Raw genomic sequence first — 18,065 nt, 5'->3', positions numbered from 1 at the left:
ATGCCCCCCGCAGCCCGCACAGGCGACAGCACCGCCCACGGCGGCCTCATCGGCACCCCGCCCCCGGGTGCGGTGGCCGTCGCCACCGTGCTGATCGGTGGTCGGCCGGCGGCCGTCGCCGGGAGCCTGCACGTATGCGTCGTCCCCCCGCACGCCGCGCTCGGGCCGGGGAACGTGATCATGCCCAACCCGGCCGCCGCGGTCACCGGTCAGGTCCTGATCGGCGGGCTGCCCGCCGCCCGGATGCGGGACAACACCACCTGCGGCGCGCCCATCATCAGCGGTGCGCTGAACGTACTGATCGGGGGCCCGATGTGAGCGGCGGCGGGTTCATCGGGCGCGGCTGGGGCTTCCCGCTGCGGGTCGGCGCCACGGGCGGCATCGGCATGGTCGAGCGGGACCGGGAGATCGAGGAGGCGATCGGGCTGGTGCTCGGCACGGCGCCGGGCGAGCGGCCGATGCGCCCGGAGTTCGGCTGCGGCATTCACGACTACGTCTTCGCACCCGGTGACGGCGCCACCGCCGGGCGCATCGCGCACGAGGTCCGCACGTCGCTGGAGCGGTGGGAGCCGCGCATCGAGGTGACCGACGTGGTGATCGCGTTCGACGCCATCGAGGAGGGCACCTTGTACATCGACGTGCACTACACCGTGCGGGCCACGAACGACCTGCGCAACCTCGTCTTCCCCTTCTACACCATCCCGTCCTCCGAGGGATCCGAAGAATCGGGAGTGCGCTGATGGTCCTGCCCTCACCCAACCTGGACGACCGGCGCTTCCAGCAGCTCGTCGACGAGGCCAAGCGGTACGTACAGCAGCGCTCTCCCGAGTGGACCGACCACAACGTGTCGGACCCCGGGGTCACGCTCATCGAGACGTTCGCGTACATGGTCGACCAGCTGCTGTACCGGCTGAACCGGGTACCGGACAAGAACTACTCGGCCTTCCTCGACCTGCTGGGCGTCACATTGTTCCCGCCGTCGGTGGCACGGGCGGAGGTCGACTTCTGGCTGTCCGCGCCGCAGCCGGAGACCGTGCGGCTCCCGGCGGGTACGGAGGTCGCCACCTCACGCGGCGAGGCGGAGGAGGCGGTGGTGTTCTCGACCTCCGACGACCTGTCGATCGTGCCGAGTTCACTGGTCCGGCTGGTCACCGCGCCGGTGTCGGGCGACCAGACCGACCGCACCGCACCGCTCGGCGCCGGCAAGGACATCCCGTGTTTCCAGCCCCGGCCGGAGCCCGGCGACGCCCTGCTGTTCGGGCTGCCCACCGCCGTGCCCCGGTGCATCGTCGCCGTGCGCCTGGACAGCCGCGTGGAAGGCGTGGGCGTCGACCCCCGGCAGCCACCGCTGGTGTGGGAGGCGTGGGACGGTGCCCGCTGGGTCACGTGCCAGACCGGCACCGACAGCACCGGCGGGCTGAACAGGCCCGGCGAGGTGATCGTGTTCGTCCCTGCCGGACACACCGCGTCGGTGACCGCGGGGACCCGGGCGGGATGGCTGCGCTGCCGGGTCACCGCGCCGGAACCGGGCCAGCCGTTCTACTCCGAGTCGCCGACGATCCGGGAGGCCGAGGTGTTCACCGTCGGCGGCACGATGGGCGTCGAACACGCCGAGACCGTCCTCGACGTTCCGCTCGGCATCTCCGAGGGCGTCGCCGGGCAGAGGTTCTCCGTGAGCAGGGCGCCGCTGCTGTTGGACGGGGAGCCGCCGGTCGTCCAGGTGTCCTCCGCGGAGGGCTGGCAGGTCTGGACCGCGGTGGAGCACTTCGGCGCCTCCGCCCCGAACGACCGGCATGTGCGGATCGATGCCGTCTCCGGCGAGTTCGCGTTCCCGCCGGAGGTACGCGAGCCGGACGGGACGATGCGCGCCTACGGAGCGGTGCCCGAGAAGGGCGCACAGCTGCGGGTTCCCCGCTACCGTACGGGCGGCGGGGCGGCCGGGAACGTCGCGCGGGGTGCCATCTGCGTGCTGCGCAGCTCGGTGCCGTACGTGGCGGGCGTGGACAACCGCGAGGCGGCCAGGGGCGGGGTCGACGGCGAGACCGTGGAGAACGCGAAGGTCCGGGCGCCCAACATCCTTCGGGTGCAGGAGCGGGCGGTCACGGCCGGGGACTACGAGGCCATCGCCCGCGAGGCCGCACCTTCCCTGCGCAGGGTCCGGTGCCTGCCCGCCGTCGCGGGCGAGGGCGGCGCCGTACGGGTCCTGGTGGTGCCCGACGCGGTCGCCGACGAGGGGGGCCAACTGCGGTTCGAGCAGCTGATCCCGTCGGACTCCGTGCTCTCGACGGTCACGGCACGACTCGACGAACGGCGACTGGTCGGCACCCGGCTGGTGGTGGAGCCGCCCGCGTACCAGGGCGTCACCGTGGTCGCCAGGCTGGTGACGGCCGGTGGTGACGTGGACCTGGTCCGGGCGGAGGCGGTCGAGGCGCTGTTCCGCCACATCGATCCGCTGCGGGGCGGAGCGGAGGGGACCGGGTGGCCGTTCGGCAGGCCGGTGCAGTACGGCGAGGTCTTCGCCGTACTGCAGGGCGTGCGGGGGGTGGGTCTGGTGGAGGAGGTACGGCTGTTCCCCGCGGACCCGATCACCGGCCGACGCGGGGCGGCGGTGGAGCGGATCGACGTGGCCCCGGGCGCCCTGGTCTTCTCGCACCAGCACCAGGTCGTGGTCACCGCAGGCGGGGCCGGTGACGGCTCATGACGAGGGCTGCGGTACCCGGGCTCGCCAGCCGCTATCCGATCGGCGGGCTGCTGCCCGCGCTGTACGCGGACGACGACCTGGCCCAGCGGTTCACGGCGGGCCTCGACACCGTCCTGGCGCCCGTCCTGTCCACCCTGGACAACCTTCCCGCCTACTTCGACCCGTCGCTGGCTCCGGCCGACTTCCTGCCCTGGCTGTCGTCCTGGGTGGCGGCCGATGTCGATCCGGCCTGGCCCGAGGGGCTGCGGCGGGCCGTGATCGCCCGCGCCGTCGAACTGCACCGCTGGCGCGGTACCCGCCGTGGTCTGATCGAACACCTACGGCTCTGCTTCGGCGTGCATGCCGACATCCAGGACGGCGGCGGCGCCACGTGGTCGTCCGAGCCGGGCGCGGAGCTGCCTGCGTCGCCGACCGGAGAACTGCTGGTGCGTGTCTGGGCGCTGCACGGCGGATCGGTGGACGCCGGCCGCGTCCTGGACGTCGTCGCGGCCTCGTGCCCCGTACACCTCACGTGCCGGGTGGAGATCCTGCCGGGCCCGCCAGACGAGACAGGAGGCTGACGCGATGCGCTCGTGTCCGGCGTGCGGTACGGCCAACGGCGAGGACGACGACTTCTGCGGGAACTGCGGTTCCTATCTGGGCTGGTCCTCCCGGGCGTCGCGGAATCCTTCCGCCGCCGCGGAACCTGAAGGCCCAGCAGAACCGGCAGCCGAGCCCACGGCCGGTGCTCCAGCCGTTCCCGCGACCGGTACCGCCCCGGAGACCGCGGGTCCCCCGACCGAGGCCCCGCCGCCCTCCCCGCGCCCCGAGCCGCCGGTGGAGCCGACGCGGTCGCGCACATCGGAACCTGCCGGGCCGCCCCCCGCGGAGCCGGCGCCGGCCCCAAAACCGCCCCCGCGACCGGCGCAGCCCGCCCCCGTACGGCCGAAACCACCGGCGCCGGACGCGCCCGTGGTCGCGGTGCAGCCGGCCAAGCCGATCGCCCGGCGGCCCGTCGTAAGGCCCGTGGCGGCGGACGAGGAGCCGGAAGGGGCACCGTGTCCGGCGTGCGGCACCCCGAACCTGCCGGGACGCCGGTTCTGCCGGCGCTGCGCCGCACCGCTGCACACCCGGGAGCAGCCGAAGCCGCTGCCGTGGTGGCGCACGGTGTGGCCGTTCCGCCGCCGGGTGCGGGGCGGATCGGGCCGGGCATTGCGGCGGACCGTGATGGTGCTGGCGGTCGTCGGGCTGCTGTTCGCGGGCTTCCTGTTCCTGCCGGTCGGGCGCTATCTCTTCGAGGACGTTCGGGACAAGCTCGGCGGAACGGCGGAGATCAGCCCGACCGAGGTCACCGCGAGCGCCCAGGTTCCCGGCCATCCGGCAGCCGCGGCCGTCGACGGACTGACCGACAAGTACTGGGGGGCGCCCACGCTCGGCTCGTCACTGACGTGCCGCTTCGACAAGCCGTTCCGGCTGGTCGGCGTCGTGGTGCACTCCGGTGTGTCGAAGGAGCCCCAGGAGTTCCGGCAGGGGGCCAGGCCCACCCGGGCCGATCTGATCGTCACCACGGCGGATGGCGAGGTCCGCGAGAAGGCATTGACACTCACCGACAAGCCGGGCCCACAGACGGTACGGACCGGTATCAGCGATGTCGTCTCCGTCCGGCTCGTGCTGAGGGCCGCGGCCGGCCAGGGCGAGGGGCGGCCGATCGCGGTCGGGGAGGTCGAGTTCTTCAAGCGCAGCTGAGGCCGGGCGCCACCCGGCAGCAGAACGGGCGGCGCCGCTCCGTCCTGTTCAGCCCTCCGGGGTGACGGACACAATCGCGCCGGTTCACGCACCGGGGCACCCGCCGAGCGGCGCCCCGGTGCGGACGGTGGCCGCCTGTCTCCTAGCGCTCTCCTGTCAGCATCGGCAGCAGCAGCGCCGCGGACCAGCTGAAGTTGGGCGCGTTGAGCGGCGCCCCTGTGGTCGGGTCGTAGTTCTCCATGATCGGTCCGTTGCCCGCCAGGCCCGACGCGTGGGTGAGGAGCTGGTCCGTCAGTGCGTCCGCATCCTTGGCGTAGCCGTAGCGGCGCAGGCCGCCGAGGGCGAAGTATGCCTGGTCGAACCAGACGGGGCCGCGCCAGTACGCGGTCGGCGAGAAGTAGGGGGAACTCTTCGCCACGGTCGGGAACGGGACTGTGGTGGCGAACTCCCCCGGGTCCGTCAGCTTGTCGCGCACGGCACGGGCCTGCGCCTCGGACGCTGTGCCGGTCCACAGCGGGACGGCGCCCTCGATGCCGCGTCCGCGGGCCGTGAGCGGTTCGCCGGTGCCGAGCACGGTGTCGTGGAACCAGCCGTCCGCGGGGTCGTACATCGTCGTGCGGACGGCGGCGGACGTGGCGGCGGACCGCTGCTTCCACCGCTCGGCGTCGGCGCCGCGGCCCAGCGTGCCCGCGATGCGCGCCAAGTAGCCCTGGTCGGCGGCGAGATAGGAGTTCAGGTCGACGGACTCCTGGTCGAGGGAGTAGCCGAGGAGTGTTCCGTCGGCCGCCCGGTTGGCGACGATGCCGGTGCCGAGGGCGGCATCGAAGCGGGGCGCGTTGTCCATGCCGCTCTCCCAGGCCGCGGCGAGACGCTGCTCCTCGGGCGAGTTGTTGGCGGGGCCGACGGTGGCGCCGTACTCGGCGAGGCCGTCGTGGTCGTGGTCGCGGTTGCGGTACCACCAGGCTTGGTAGGCGGCGAGTTTCGGGTACATCTCACGCAGGAAGGCCTTGTCCCCGGTCTTCACGTACACCTCCCAGACTGCCCAGGCGGCCAGCGGGGGCTTGGAGTTGCGCTCGTTCCAGTTGCCGCCGCCGCGCGAGGGGTCGTTGTAGAAGATGACGTCGGGGATCATCCCGGCGTCCTGCGGTCGGGTCGTGGAGTCCGGGCCTATCTGCCAGTCGAACATGGCACGGATCTGCGACTCGGCCAGGTCGGGCGCGAAGCGTGCCGTGCCCACAGCCTGCTTCCAGGTGTCCCAGGCCCAGATGCCACCGGTGAACCACTTGTAGGAGATCGACGGCGTGATGCCGTCGTGTTTGATCTGCCCTGCCGCGCCTCGCCAGTTGGTGACAAGGGTTTCCAGCGACTTCACGGCCGTGCGCCGCCGATCCGCCGGCACGCCCTGGGTCACCCCGGCGACATAGCCCCGCCAGCGCGCGTCGGAGGCGGAGACGACGGCATCGGGGTGTGCGAGTACGTCACGGACCCTCGCCTTCTCCTTCGCGCGCTCGGCGGCGGTGAAGGTGTAGGACTCGGTCCAGTCGAAGCTGTGCGAGCGGCCCGGCGCGAGGGTCACCGGTTCCGCGGCCTCGGTGCGGTACGTGTCGCCGTCCACCGTCGTGCGGACGGCGTCCTTGTGCGTGACGTCGAAGCGTTCAGTGCCGTCGGTCAGGTAGTCCCAGGTCTCACGGACCTTCGCGAAGCCGACGCCGACGCCGGAGCCGGTGGCGGTCAGCGAGGGCGCATCGCGCATCGGCCGGTCGGCGGGCCGCAACAGGCTGCCTGTCCAGTCGGCACCCAGCGTGCGGGGCGCCGGGCCGGTGTTGCGGACCTCGGCCCGCACCAGGGCGCTGCGGTCGGTGGCGAAGCGGAGTTCGAGGGTGAGGCGCAGGCCGCGGCCGAGGTCGTACGACTGGAGGAGCCGGCCCGGTAGCGAGGTGAAGCGTGGCGCGCCTCCCCCGGCCAGGTCCAGGGTGCGGCCGTGTTCGGTGAGGCGGATGCGGCTGAAGGACTTGCTGAGCCACCAGGGGTATTCCTGTGCGATGTAGAGGGGCCCGGAGAAGCCGCCGTAGGTGTCCTTGTCGCCGGCCTTCGGCAGGGCGTAGGCGTGCCAGGCTCCCCGGTCGGCGAAGACGTTGACGGGGTTGTTGCCCTCGTCGTCGCCCGGCTGGGCGGAAGCGGGGGTGCCGTGCAGGTCGAGGACGTCGGCGTACGAGGAGGTTGGCTTCGGGTGCGGATGGGCGGAGGCCGTCTGCGGTACGGCGAGGGCACCGCCGGCGAGGAGGAGTGCGGTCAGGGCGCACAGGGGCCGGTGTCCGGTCATTGGTCGGTCTCTCCAAGGGAGTCGGTGGCGATGCGCAGGACTGCGGCGCCGAGCGGGCCGAGGCAGATGTGGTCGCGGACGGCGGATCCGGTGAGCAGGTCGGTGCCGCCGGCCGCGTAGGGGCCGGTCAGTTGCGTCCGCGTGTCGTGGTCACTGTGATTGAGGACGAAGAGGTACGTGCCCTGGGTGCCGGAGCGCACGGTCGCCTCGACTCCCTCGGGGACGTCGAGCACGGGGCGTACGCCCGCTGCCCGCAGCACGTCGTCGAGCACGGCTGCGATGCCGTCGCCGAGGTGGGCGCTCACGTACCACGCGGTGCCGGCACCATGGGGATGGCGGGTGACGGCGGGGCGCCCGGTCAGTTCACCGGACGCATACGAGTCGACGACCTCGGTGTCCAGGGCGTCGGGTTCGATCCACTCGCTCCACCGGGTGGCCTCGGCACCGGAGTCGAGCCGCACCGCCTCACCGTCGGGGATCGGCCAGAACTCGTCGACGGACACGCCGAGTACGTCCCGCAGCGGTCCCGGTGCGCCGCCGTCGTGGATGTGGTCGTGGCCGTCGACGACGCCACTGAAGGGGCCGCACACGAGGTGGCCGCCGCCGCGTACGTAGGCGGCGATGCGTACGGCGTTCCCGGGCCGCAGAAGGTGGAGGTTGGGCGCGAGCACCGCCCGGTAGCCGTCGAGGTCCGCGTGCGGGGGCACGAAGTCGGCGGTGACGGCGCGGGCGTGGAGAGCCGCGTACCAGGGGCGCAGGAGGTCGGGCCAGCGCATGCGGGCGGATGGGTGGTCGTCGGCCTCGAGGGCCCACCAGGAGTCCCAGTCCAGGACGATCGCCACGTCGGCCCGGGTGGTGGCGCCGGTGACTTCGCCGAGCCGGGCGAGTTCGGCGCCGAAGCGCACGGTCTCGCGCCAGCCGCGGGAGACGGTGCCGCGGTGCGGGAGCAGCGCGCTGTGGTACTTCTCGGCGCCGGCGCGGGAGGCGCGCCACTGGAAGTACATGATGCCGTCGGCGCCGCGGGCCAGGGCCTGCAGGGACCAGAGCCGTTGCAGGCCGGGCTTCTTGGGGACGTTGACCGGCCGCCAGCTGACGGCGGACGGCGCCTGTTCGAGGAGCAGCCAGGGCCGGCCGCCCTTGAGCGAGCGCATCAGGTCGTAGTTGAGGGAGGCGTTGACGTGGGCGCGCGGGTCAGCGGGGTCGGGGTAGGCGTCGTCGGAGACGAGGTCCTCGTGCTCGGCCCACTTCCAGTAGTCGAGTGCCTTGAACATCGACATGAAGTTGGTGGTGGCCGGGATGTCCGGGCTGAGTTCCCTGAGTGCCTCGCGCTCGGCGCGGTGGCATTCGAGGAGGGCGTCGGAACAGAAGCGCCGCCAGTCCAGGAGCTGCGTCGGGTTGACGGGTCCCGGAGCGGTGCGCGGCGGTTCGATCTCGTCGTACGTGCCGTAGCGCTGTGACCAGAAGGCCGTGCCCCAGGCGTGGTTGAGGCCGTCGATCGTGCCGTACCGGCCGGTGAGCCAGGCGCGGAAGTGGTCGGCGGAGCGTGCGCAGAAGCACTCGGTGACATGGTCGCCGTACTCGTTGTGGATGTGCCACAGAGCGAGGGCCGGATGGCGTGCGTAGCGTTCGGCGAGGGCACGGGTGAGGCGGAGGGCAGCGGCGCGGTACTCGTGCGAGGAGGGACAGTAGTGCTGGCGCGAGCCGAATTCGAGGCGTACGCCGTCGGCCGTGACCGGCAGGATCCCGGGGTGGGCGCGGACCAGCCACGCGGGCGGTGACGCGGTCGCGGTGGCCAGGTCGACGGCGATGCCGTGGGCGTGCAGCAGGTCCAGGAGGCGGTCGAACCAGGCGAAGTCCCATGTGCCGGGGCCGGGTTGGAGTCGTGCCCAGGAGAAGACGCCGACAGTCACCATCGTGACGCCGGCCTCGCGCATCAGCCCGGCGTCCTCGGCCCAGACGTCCTCGGGCCACTGTTCGGGGTTGTAGTCACCGCCGTAGAGGACGCCCGGGACGCGGGTCAGGCGGCTCATCCCTTCACCGCCCCGCCGAGGAGTCCGGCCACGAACTGCCGCTGGAAGAGAAGAAAGAGGGCCATCAGCGGAAGGGTGGCGATCAGTGAGCCGAGCATCAGTCCTGAGTAGTCGACATGGGAGAGCCCCGTGAGGGTGTTGAGCGCGACGGGCACCGTGTATTTGTCCTCGGAGTTGAGCATGAGCAGCGGCCAGATGAAGCTGTTCCACTGCGCCATGAATGTGAAGATGACCAGGGCGCCGAGCTGCGGGCGCACGCAGGGCAGCACGACTCGGTAGAAGGTGCGCAGCTCGCCGGAGCCGTCGATACGGGCCGATTCGAGGAGTTCGTCGGGGAAGTCGACGAAGCCCTGCCGCATCAACAGAATGCCGAAGGAGTTCGCCAGGAACGGCAGCACGACCGCTTGGTAGGAGTCGATCCATCCGACGCTCGCCATCATCTGGAACAGCGGCACGAGCAGCACCTGGAACGGGATCATCATCGTGGCGAGCACGGCGCCGAGCAGCAGACCCCGGCCGCGGAAGCGGTACTTGGCGAGACCGAAGCCGCACATGGCGGAGATCAGCGAGCTGAGCACGGTGTGCACGACGGCGATGCCGACGCTGTTGAGGAGGACCCTCCCGAAGCCGATGGTGTCCTGGAGCCGCGCGAGGTTGTCGAGCAGACGGCCGCCGGGCAGGAACGGCGGCGGCGAGCGGAACAGGTCCGACGTGGAGTGCGTCGCGGCGATCGCCATCCAGAGGAACGGCACCAGGCTGACGACGGCGCCGGCCGCGAGGAACAGGCGTACGGCGTAGCGCCCGGCGCGCCGGGCCGGGTGGACATGTACGGGGGCCTGCTGGAGGGCGGTCACCGGCGGCGCTCCCTTCCGAAGGCGACGTACTGGAGGGCGGAGATCGCGGCGATGAGGGCCACGACGACCCAGGCGATGGCGGCGGCGTAGCCGAAGTCGAGCTGCTGGAAGCCGACTTTGTAGAGGTAGACGACCGGGGTGAGGGTCGCGTCGTCGGGGCCGCCGCGGGTGAGGATGTAGTTCTCGTCGAAGAGCTGGAGTGTCCCGATGGTGGAGGTGATCACGCAGAAGAGGACGACCGGGCGCAGCTGCGGCAGGATCACGCGGGTGTACGTGGAGAGGGTGGTGGCGCCGTCGATGGAGGCGGCCTCGTACTGCTCCTTGCCGATGGACTGGAGTCCGGCGAGTAGGATGACGGCGTTGTAGCCGGTCCAGCGCCAGGTCAGGGACGCGATCAGCGAGACGCGGGCCCAGGTCGGGCTGTTGAGCCAGTCGACCTGGCCGATGCCGATGGCGCCGAGTATCTGGTTGACGAGGCCGCCGTCGGTCTTGAGGAGGACCTGGAAGACGACGGCGTACGCGACGAGTGTGGTGACGGCGGGCAGGAAATAGACCGCTCGCCAGGTGCCGCGGAAGCGCAGCCAGGACTGGTTGAGCAGGACGGCGAGGACGAGTGCCAGTCCGATCATCACGGGGACCTGCACGACGAGGATGGTCCCGGTGTTGAACAGGGACTCCAGGAACGCGGGGTCATGGATCATGCGCCGGTACTGGTCGAGTCCGACCCAGTGGGTGGCGCCGGCGTCCTCGGTGGTGAAGCTCTGCAGGAGGCTGGCGCCCAGCGGATAGGCGAAGAAGAGCGCGAAAAGGGCGGCTGCGGGTCCGGCGAAGATCCAGGCGGTGGGGCGTCGGCGCCTGCGGCGGGCCCCTGCCGGGGCCCGAGCGGGGGCGACCGGCCGGTCGTAGGTGGTGTGGACGGCCATCGGGCTACTTCACCCTTTCGCGGCCGGTGGCCGTAGCGAGCTGCCGCGCGGCCGAGTTCAGGGCGGCGCGCGGGTCCTTGCCCCGGAGCATCACGCCGGTGACGGCGGAAGTCATGATGTCGGAGGCCTTCGCGTCGTCCTTGTTGTTCTCGACCGGCGGGATGTTGCGGGCGAGCCGGGCGAACACGTCGAGGGTTGTCTGCCCGCCGAAGTACTCCTGCTTCGCGCTCAGATACGGGTCGTCGAGCGCGGGCAGATAGGCGGGGAACAGGCCGTCGCGCTTGAGCATGGAGACCTGGTTCGCCTTGTCGGTGAGCAGGAACTGGACGAACGCCCAGGCCAGACGGGGGTTCTTGCTCTGCCCCGGTACGCAGAGGGTGGAGCCGCCGATGTTCGAGGTGCGGATGCCGTCGGCGGTGAATCCGGGCAGCGGCACCACCCCGAACTTTCCCTTCAGCTCGGGCATCTCGTCGTTGAGCGTGCCCGTCCACCAGGCGGCGGTGGGCGTGGTGGTGGCCTTGCCCTCCTTGGTGCCGGTGACGAGCCCGTCCCAGCCCTTCTCGTAGTCGACGAGACCCTTGTCGTGCAGGGTCTTCATCAGCGTCAGGGCTTTGACGGCCTCCGGGGTGTCGACCGCGACCCGACCGCCCTTGAAGTAGGACTGGCCCTGCTGCTGGAGCAGCATCGGCAGGATCCCGGGGTCCGTGGAGTCCATGATGAGCAGCTTGCGGCCGGTGGCCTTCTTGATACGGACGCCCGCCTCCACGTAGTCGTCCCAGGTCAGCAACGACTCGGGGTCGACTCCGGCGGCGCGGAAGTGGTCCGTGCGGTAGTAGAGCGCGCAGGGGCCGATGTCCCAGGGCAGAGCGAAGACCGCGCCGTCCTTGCCGGTGACGGTGCGCCACGCGGCGCGGTCGAAGTCGCCTCCGTAGCGGCCGCCGAGGCTCGTCAGGTCGTAGAAGCCGCTCGGGAAGTTGCCTATGTAGCGTGGCATGTAGCTGCCCTCGACCGTGAGGACGTCGGCGAGGCCCGAGCCGCCGCGCAGGCCCACGGTGATCTTGTCGTAGGCGTTGTCGTAGCCGATGTCGACGACGTCGACGGTGGTGCCGGGGTGGCGATCCTCGAAGGTGCGGGCGAAGCGCTTCATGGCCTTGGCGGCCACGTCCCACGACCAGACGGTGATCTTCCCGCTGACCTTGCCCCCTTCGTCGTCCTTCTTGCCGCCGATGTCGCGGGCGTCCTGGCCGCCCGCGCCGCCCATGGCACATCCGCCGACCAGTGACGATGCCGCGGTCGCGAGACCTGTGGCCAGAACAACCCGTCGAGTGGGTCCTGTTGACACTCTTGCCTCCTGGAGCCTGAATGCCTAATGCTGTATTCAGAACACTGAATGACGGAGCCCGCCGTCAAGAGGTGTACACCCAAAGACTTTTGTTGCTGTGGTTCATGACTGACCTGACTGAGTCGGCTCACGCGAAAGGCGCGGCATGACGTCATCCCAGGACTCCGTCCACCCCTACGCCCACCCCTACATCCCGAATGCGGTCCCGGCCGTGCGGCAGGCGATGCTCGAGGAGATCGGCGCGGCGAGCGTCGAGGACTTCTACGCCGACATCCCGGACGGCATCCGGCTGCACCGCCCCCTCGACCTGCCGGCCCCGCTGCGTTCGGAAGCCGAACTCACCCGCCACATGGAGGAGTTGCTCGGCCGCAACACCTCGACGCGGCAGGCGCTCAGCTTTCTCGGGTCCGGCTGCTACCAGCACCATGTACCTGCGGTCGTGGACGAGGTGGTCAACCGCAGCGAGTTCCTCACGGCGTACGCGGGCGAGCCCTACGAGGACCACGGCCGCTTCCAGGCGCTGTGGGAGTACCAGTCGATGATGGCCGAGCTGCTCGACGTCGAGATCGTCAACGTCCCGGTGTACGACGGCTTCCAGGCCTCGGGAACCGCCCTGCGCATGGCCGGCCGGATCACGGGCCGCCGCCGCGTGCTGGTCGCCACCGCGATCGACGCCGACAAGCTCTCCCGCATACGTGACTACGTACGCCCCGACCACGATGTGACGGTGGTCCCGGTCGACCCGGACACCGGCTGCGCCGACCTCGACGCGGTACGTCAGGCGCTCGCCGCCGGCGACACGGCGGCGGTGTACGCGGACACGCCCTCCGCGCTCGGCATCGTCGACGAGGCGCTGCCCCGCCTCGCCGAACTCGCCCACGAAGCGGGGGCGTTGTTCGTCGTGGGCTGCAATCCGCTCACGCTCGGCGTGCTCGCACCGCCCTCCGCGTACGGCGCCGACATCGCGTGCGGCGACATCCAGCCGCTCGGCCTCCACCAGAGCTTCGGCGGCGGCAACGCGGGCTTCATCGCCACACGTGACGAGGAGACGCTGGTCGCCGAATACCCGTCACGCCTGTTCGGCCTCGTGCCGACCACCGTCGAGGGCGAGTACGGCTTCGGCGACGTCGCCTACGAGCGGACCTCGTTCGCGCTGCGCGAGGAGGGCAAGGAGTGGGTCGGCACGGCCGCCGCGCTGCACGGTATCGGTGCCGGGGTCTATCTCGCGCTGATGGGACCGCAGGGCATGCGGGAGATCGGCGACACGATCCTCGCGCTCACCGCATACGCCCGCAGGCGCCTCGCCGAAGTACCCGGCATCGAGGTCCCGTACGGCAGCGCCCTGCACTTCGCCGACTTCACCGTCCGCTACACGGGCAGCAGGACCGCCGCCGAGATCCGCGCCGACCTGAAGGAGCGGGGCATCTTCGGCGGCGTACCGACCGGCGGGCACGAGGCCACGTACTGCGTCACCGAAGTCCACACCAAGGCCGACATCGACCGGCTCGCCGCAACCCTGGAGGAGATCGTCAAGTGACCGCCCCGCACGCGCCCGTGTCCGTCTCCCCCGAGGAGGCGCGCATCGCCGACAAACCGCGCCTCCGCCGATTCCAACAGGCCTCCTGGGACGAGAAGCTGGTCTTCGAGCTCGGTTCGCCGGGCGAGCGAGGCGTCCTCGTACCGGCCGTGGACCCGTCCATCGGCAAGGCCGAGATTCCCGCCGCACTGCGCCGCGCCGAACCGCCCGCGCTGCCGGAGATGTCCCAACAACAGGTCCTGCGCCACTACTTGCGCCTGTCGCAGGAGAATCTGGGCGCCGATCTCAACATCGACGTCGGTCAGGGCACCTGCACCATGAAGTACAGCCCCAAGGTCAACGACCAGTTCGTCCGTGACCCGCGGATCGCGGCGCTGCACCCCCTCCAGGACGAGGACACGGTCCAGGGCGTCCTCGGGATCATCCACAGCCTGGAGCAACTCCTGAAGGAGATCTCCGGCATGGACCGGGTCTCGCTCCAGCCGGGCGCCGGCTCCGCCGCGATCTACACGAACGTCGCCATGATCCGCGCCTATTTCGCCGCGCGCGGCGAGCTGGAGCAGCGCGACGAGGTCATCACGACGATCTTCTCCCACCCGTCGAACGCGGCCTGCGCGAAGACGGCGGGCTTCAAGGTCATCACGCTCCACCCGGACGCGGACGGCTACCCGGACATCGAGGCCCTCAAGGCGGCGGTCGGCCCGCGCACGGCGGCGCTCCTCATCACGAACCCCGAGGACACGGGCATCTACAACCCGCGCATCGAGGAGTTCGTACGGATCGTGCACGAAGCGGGCGGCCTGTGCTCGTACGACCAGGCGAACGCGAACGGCATCCTCGGCATCACGCGCGCCCGGGACGCAGGCTTCGACCTGTGCCACTTCAATCTGCACAAGACGTTCTCGACGCCGCACGCGTGCGGCGGCCCGGCGGCGGGTGCGTGCGCGGTCTCCGAGGACCTCGCCCCGTATCTGCCGCGCCCCACCGTCGAGTTCGACGGTTCGACGTACCGTCTGGACGACGACCGGCCCGAGTCGGTCGGCAAGATGCGGCCGTTCTACGGCGTCGTGCCGAACCTGGTCCGTGCGTACGCCTGGATCATGTCGCTCGGGGCGGAGGGCCTGCGGGCCGCCGCCGAGACGGCCGTCCTCAACAACAACTACCTGCTCCACAAGGTCCGGCAGATCCCGGGCGTCTCCATCCCCTACGCGGCGGGGCGCCCGCGCGTCGAACAGGTCCGCTACAGCTGGGAGAAGCTCCACGAGGACACCGGCCTGCACTCCGAGGACATCGGCCTGCGTGCCGCGGACTTCGGTACGCACTACTGGACCAGCCACCACCCTTACGTCGTGCCGGAACCCATGACGCTGGAGCCGACCGAGTCCTACACGCGCGCCGACCTCGACGAGTACGCGGCGATCCTCGCGGAGATCGCCCGTGAGGCGTACGAGGACCCGGAGACCGTACGCACGGCGCCGCACCGCTCGACCATCCACCGGGTCCGCCCGGAAGCCCTGGACTCCCCGGCGACCTGGGCGGTCTCCTGGCGCGCCTACCGCCGCAAGGTGCTCGGTGAGGCCGGCCGGTGACGAGGATCGGCCTGGTGGTCAACCCGGTCGCCGGCCTCGGCGGCCGGGTGGGCCTGGGCGGTACCGACGGCCCGGAGCGGACCCGCGTGGCACTCTCGCTGGGCGCACGCCCCTTGGCGGGGGCGCGTGCCGCTGCGGCTTTGGGTGAACTGGCGGCGCTTTCAGGTCGGTCGACTGGGGGCAGTCGCCCTGCTTGGGGCGGGCGAGGCCGCGAGTCGACAGCGGCGGCGCACCCCGCGCCCAGCCGGCGCACACAGGCCGGCGCCGCTTCGACGGCCTCCGCGCCGAATGGGCGTCCCGATGCGTCAAAGACCACGGCGCACGCCCCCGCAGCCACGCGGGAGCGCACGCCGCACCCCGTGCCCGGCCACCGGGCCGACACCACCGGGGATCCCGCGCCGAACGAACCCGGCGACACTCAGGCCGGGGCGGCGGCGATAGCTCCGGTCGGTCACCCGCCGGGCTCCGGACTCCTCGTCGTGACCGCCGCCGGTCCCCTGGGCGCCGACTCCGTCGCCGCCGCAGGGCTTGCGGGGCGGGTCGTGTACGCCGCCGGGGCCGGGCGGGACACCTCGGCCGCGGACACGGCCGCCGCGGTGCGGGCCGTCGTCGCCGAGGGCGTCGACCTCCTGCTCTTCGCCGGCGGCGACGGCACCGCGCGGGACGTGCTCGGCGCCCTCCGCGACATGCCCTGCCCGGTCCTCGGCATACCGACCGGCGTGAAGATGCACTCGGCCGTCTTCGCCATCAGCCCGCGCGCCGCGGGTGAGGTCGCGGCGGCGTGGCTCGCCCGCAGAAGCACTGTTCGGCTGCGGGACGCCGAGGTGATGGACCGGGACGAGGACGCCCTGGGTGAGGGCCGCGTCGCCTCCCAGCTCTTCGGATGGCTGCGTGTTCCCGACGTACCGGCCCGCGTACAGCAGCGCAAGACCGGCAGCACCGTCACCGCGCCGGAGGCGGTAGGCGGCATCGCGACCGACGTCGCCGAGCGCGTCGGGGACGGGCTGCTCGTGCTCGGCCCCGGCAGCACCACCCGGGCGGTCGCGGCGGCGCTCGGCGCGGACGTCTCCCTCACGGGAGTCGACGTGCTCCGCCTGCGGCCCGGCCACCGGCCGCGAATCGTGGCCCGCGACGCGGGCGAGGACACCCTCCTCTCCATCGGCCCGGCCTGGATCGCCCTCTCCCCCATCGGCGGCCAGGGCTTCCTCCTCGGCCGCGGCAACCAGCAGATCTCGCCGCGCGTCCTGCGCGCGGCGGGCGGCCGCGAGCGCCTGCTCGTGCTGTGCACGGAACAGAAACTGGCCGCGCTCGGCGGCCGCCCTCTTCTCCTCGACACCGGCGACGACGCGCTCAACGCGGAGCTGTCCGGCCACCTGCCCGTCATCACCGGCAGGCGGCGCACGTCGCTGTACCGCCTGGCCGGATGACCCCTTATGCCTTCCATCGCGCCCAGAAGGAGCCAAAGATGATCTCCCTTGACGGCAAGCGTGCCATCGTGACCGGCGGCGGAGCCGGAATCGGCCGCGCCACCGCCCAGGTCCTCGCGGAGCTCGGCGCCCGCGTGGTGATCGCCGACATCGACACGGACGGCGGTGAACGCACCGCGAAGGACACCGGAGGGACATTCGTACGCTGCGACGTGTCACGGCGCGAGGACTGCGAGGCCGTCGTGCACACGGCGCAGGAGCAGTTCGGCGGCGTGGACGTCCTCTTCAACAACGCCGGCATCATCCGCCGCTCCACGGTGTGCGAGATCACCGAGGACGACTGGGACCTGGTGATGGCCGTGAACATCCGCTCGGTGATGCTGATGAGCCGCCTCGTGATCCCGGGGATGGCGGCCCGGGGCGGCGGCTCCGTCATCAACACCGGCTCCGGATGGGGCATCCGCGGCGGCGGCCGGGCCGTCTCGTACTGCGCGTCGAAGGGCGCCGTCGTCAACATGACCCGCGCCATGGCCATCGACCACGGCCCCGACAACATCCGCGTCAACTGTGTCTGCCCCGGTGACACGGCGACCGGGATGCTCGCCGAGGAGGCCCGCCAGCTCGGCGAGAGCTCCGACGCGTTCTACGCCGACGCCGCCGACCGGCCGCTCGGCCGGATCGGGCAGCCCCGCGACATCGCCCAGACCGTGGCGTTCCTCGCCTCCGACGCCTCGGCGTTCCTGAGCGGGGCGATCATCCCGGTCGACGGCGCCGGTACCGCGTGACCCGCCGGTAGCGGATAATCGACCGGACCGAAGGGGAGGGCAGCCTCACATGCCAATCGAAAATCGCCCGCTGCGCGAACAGGTCAAGGAGGAACTGATCAAGCGCCTCGGGCGCGGCACGATCGCGACCAGCGAGCCGATCAACGAGGGGCAGCTCGCCACCGAACTCGGCGTCAGCCGTACTCCGCTGCGCGAGGCACTGATCACGCTGGAGCGCGAGGGCGTCATCACCAGCGAGCGCGGCAAGGGGTTCCGCTTCACGCCGCTCAGCGCGCAGGAGTTCCGTGACCTGTCCGCGATCGTCGCGACCCTGGAGGCGCTCGCTCTGGAGTCCAGCGATCCCGATCACCTGGCGGCGACAGCCCCCCGCCTCCTTGAGGAGGCGCGCGCGTTCTCGGCTCCGCAGGCGCCGCACGACGTCATAGAGCGTTACGACGACGCGTGGCACGACCTGCTCCTGTCCGGCTGCACGAACACCCGCCTGATGAAGCTGATCACCTCCTTGAAGGTGACGATGCACCGCTACGAGCGGGTGGCCCTGGGCGACCAGGACATCCTGGAGCGTTCGGCGGTGGAGCACGAGCGGATCGCCGAGTGCCTGCAGCGCGGCGACCTCGACGCGGCCGTCGCGGCGCTCAAGGAGAACTGGAACAGCGGGATGCACCGGATCCTGGAGCATCTGAAGGACTGACCGCGGGCGGCGGGCCCCTGACGGGGACAGCGGGGACACAGTGGTGGGGGGGGAGAAGCCCAAGCGGGAGCCCCCCCGCCCCACCCGACGGCCACACCCGGGGCAGCCCGGCAACCAAACCAACCCCCCCCCGGCGGC

15 protein-coding genes are annotated in these 18,065 nt (G+C 71.5%); 10 read left to right on the top strand and 5 right to left on the bottom strand.

All coding sequences use genetic code 11. The features are described 5' to 3' along the window. The 5 genes from ACFVYE_RS09060 to ACFVYE_RS09040 all read left to right on the top strand — a co-directional run bounded on the left by ACFVYE_RS09060 (position 1) and on the right by ACFVYE_RS09040 (position 4,426). Entirely contained in the window at positions 1-318 is a 318-nt protein-coding gene (locus ACFVYE_RS09060; protein ID WP_382227775.1) for a PAAR domain-containing protein, read from the top strand. Next, on the top strand, positions 315-740 hold the full coding sequence (locus ACFVYE_RS09055; protein ID WP_114242526.1) for a GPW/gp25 family protein: 426 nt from the start codon (positions 315-317) through the stop codon (positions 738-740). The genes ACFVYE_RS09060 and ACFVYE_RS09055 overlap by 4 nt, the downstream gene beginning before the upstream one ends. Beyond that, positions 740-2,701 (top strand): putative baseplate assembly protein, encoded by a 1,962-nt coding sequence (locus ACFVYE_RS09050; RefSeq protein ID WP_383960059.1) that lies wholly within the window; start codon positions 740-742, stop codon positions 2,699-2,701. The genes ACFVYE_RS09055 and ACFVYE_RS09050 overlap by 1 nt, the downstream gene beginning before the upstream one ends. Continuing rightward, entirely contained in the window at positions 2,698-3,261 is a 564-nt protein-coding gene (locus ACFVYE_RS09045) for a phage tail protein I (protein ID WP_389604803.1), read from the top strand. Before ACFVYE_RS09050 ends, ACFVYE_RS09045 begins: the two co-directional genes overlap by 4 nt. 391 nt (positions 3,262-3,652) lie before the next feature. Next, positions 3,653-4,426, top strand: coding sequence for an NADase-type glycan-binding domain-containing protein (locus ACFVYE_RS09040; protein WP_389604801.1), 774 nt, complete (start codon positions 3,653-3,655; stop codon positions 4,424-4,426). Positions 4,427-4,568: 142 nt separating this feature from the next. Here the strand turns inward: ACFVYE_RS09040 and ACFVYE_RS09035 are convergent, their stop codons facing one another. Genes ACFVYE_RS09035 through ACFVYE_RS09015 form a run of 5 tightly spaced genes read right to left on the bottom strand, consistent with a single transcriptional unit; the run spans position 4,569 to position 11,898 of the window. Further along, positions 4,569-6,749, bottom strand: coding sequence for a trehalase family glycosidase (locus tag ACFVYE_RS09035; protein ID WP_389604799.1), 2,181 nt, complete (start codon positions 6,747-6,749; stop codon positions 4,569-4,571). Further along, the gene (locus ACFVYE_RS09030) at positions 6,746-8,779 is read right to left on the bottom strand and encodes a beta-galactosidase (protein WP_383960047.1); all 2,034 of its coding nucleotides are present in this window, start codon (positions 8,777-8,779) and stop codon (positions 6,746-6,748) included. The genes ACFVYE_RS09035 and ACFVYE_RS09030 overlap by 4 nt, the downstream gene beginning before the upstream one ends. Then, entirely contained in the window at positions 8,776-9,633 is an 858-nt protein-coding gene (locus ACFVYE_RS09025) for a carbohydrate ABC transporter permease (protein WP_383960044.1), read from the bottom strand. The genes ACFVYE_RS09030 and ACFVYE_RS09025 overlap by 4 nt, the downstream gene beginning before the upstream one ends. Then, a complete protein-coding gene (locus ACFVYE_RS09020; RefSeq protein ID WP_389604796.1) occupies positions 9,630-10,556 on the bottom strand; it encodes a carbohydrate ABC transporter permease in 927 nt (308 codons plus the stop codon). Before ACFVYE_RS09020 ends, ACFVYE_RS09025 begins: the two co-directional genes overlap by 4 nt. Before the next feature lie 4 nt (positions 10,557-10,560). Next, positions 10,561-11,898, bottom strand: a complete 1,338-nt coding sequence (locus ACFVYE_RS09015; protein ID WP_389604794.1) for an ABC transporter substrate-binding protein — start codon at positions 11,896-11,898, stop codon at positions 10,561-10,563. A gap of 145 nt (positions 11,899-12,043) precedes the next feature. Between ACFVYE_RS09015 and gcvPA the strand changes: the two genes are divergently transcribed. The 5 genes from gcvPA (at position 12,044) to ACFVYE_RS08990 (ending at position 17,927) form a co-directional block, all read left to right on the top strand. After that, positions 12,044-13,435 (top strand): aminomethyl-transferring glycine dehydrogenase subunit GcvPA, encoded by a 1,392-nt coding sequence (gene gcvPA, locus ACFVYE_RS09010; protein ID WP_383960037.1) that lies wholly within the window; start codon positions 12,044-12,046, stop codon positions 13,433-13,435. After that, positions 13,432-15,024: an aminomethyl-transferring glycine dehydrogenase subunit GcvPB gene (gene gcvPB, locus ACFVYE_RS09005; RefSeq protein WP_383960034.1), complete on the top strand. Its 1,593-nt coding sequence runs from the start codon at positions 13,432-13,434 to the stop codon at positions 15,022-15,024. Before gcvPA ends, gcvPB begins: the two co-directional genes overlap by 4 nt. Before the next feature lie 359 nt (positions 15,025-15,383). Continuing rightward, positions 15,384-16,451 (top strand): ATP-NAD kinase family protein, encoded by a 1,068-nt coding sequence (locus ACFVYE_RS09000; RefSeq protein WP_383960031.1) that lies wholly within the window; start codon positions 15,384-15,386, stop codon positions 16,449-16,451. Between the two features lie 38 nt (positions 16,452-16,489). After that, the gene (locus ACFVYE_RS08995) at positions 16,490-17,236 is read left to right on the top strand and encodes an SDR family NAD(P)-dependent oxidoreductase (protein ID WP_389604791.1); all 747 of its coding nucleotides are present in this window, start codon (positions 16,490-16,492) and stop codon (positions 17,234-17,236) included. 49 nt (positions 17,237-17,285) lie between these two features. Then, a complete protein-coding gene (locus ACFVYE_RS08990) occupies positions 17,286-17,927 on the top strand; it encodes a GntR family transcriptional regulator (protein WP_383960026.1) in 642 nt (213 codons plus the stop codon). Positions 17,928-18,065 lie beyond the last annotated feature (138 nt).

The sequence above is a fragment of the Streptomyces sp. NPDC058239 genome (genome assembly GCF_042882185.1).
Lineage (GTDB): Bacteria > Actinomycetota > Actinomycetes > Streptomycetales > Streptomycetaceae > Streptomyces.
This window is presented reverse-complemented; position numbering and strand designations above follow the sequence as displayed.

What these genes read in the sequence shown, in the direction of transcription:
- ACFVYE_RS09030 (WP_383960047.1), bottom strand. Translation starts at nt 8,779, where the DNA reads ATGAGCCGCCTGACCCGCGTCCCGGGCGTCCTCTACGGCGGTGACTAC.
- ACFVYE_RS08990 (WP_383960026.1), top strand. Translation starts at nt 17,286, where the DNA reads ATGCCAATCGAAAATCGCCCGCTGCGCGAACAGGTCAAGGAGGAACTG.
- gcvPA (WP_383960037.1), top strand. Translation starts at nt 12,044, where the DNA reads ATGACGTCATCCCAGGACTCCGTCCACCCCTACGCCCACCCCTACATC.
- ACFVYE_RS08995 (WP_389604791.1), top strand. Translation starts at nt 16,490, where the DNA reads ATGATCTCCCTTGACGGCAAGCGTGCCATCGTGACCGGCGGCGGAGCC.
- ACFVYE_RS09050 (WP_383960059.1), top strand. Translation starts at nt 740, where the DNA reads ATGGTCCTGCCCTCACCCAACCTGGACGACCGGCGCTTCCAGCAGCTC.
- ACFVYE_RS09060 (WP_382227775.1), top strand. Translation starts at nt 1, where the DNA reads ATGCCCCCCGCAGCCCGCACAGGCGACAGCACCGCCCACGGCGGCCTC.
- ACFVYE_RS09045 (WP_389604803.1), top strand. Translation starts at nt 2,698, where the DNA reads ATGACGAGGGCTGCGGTACCCGGGCTCGCCAGCCGCTATCCGATCGGC.
- ACFVYE_RS09020 (WP_389604796.1), bottom strand. Translation starts at nt 10,556, where the DNA reads ATGGCCGTCCACACCACCTACGACCGGCCGGTCGCCCCCGCTCGGGCC.
- ACFVYE_RS09035 (WP_389604799.1), bottom strand. Translation starts at nt 6,749, where the DNA reads ATGACCGGACACCGGCCCCTGTGCGCCCTGACCGCACTCCTCCTCGCC.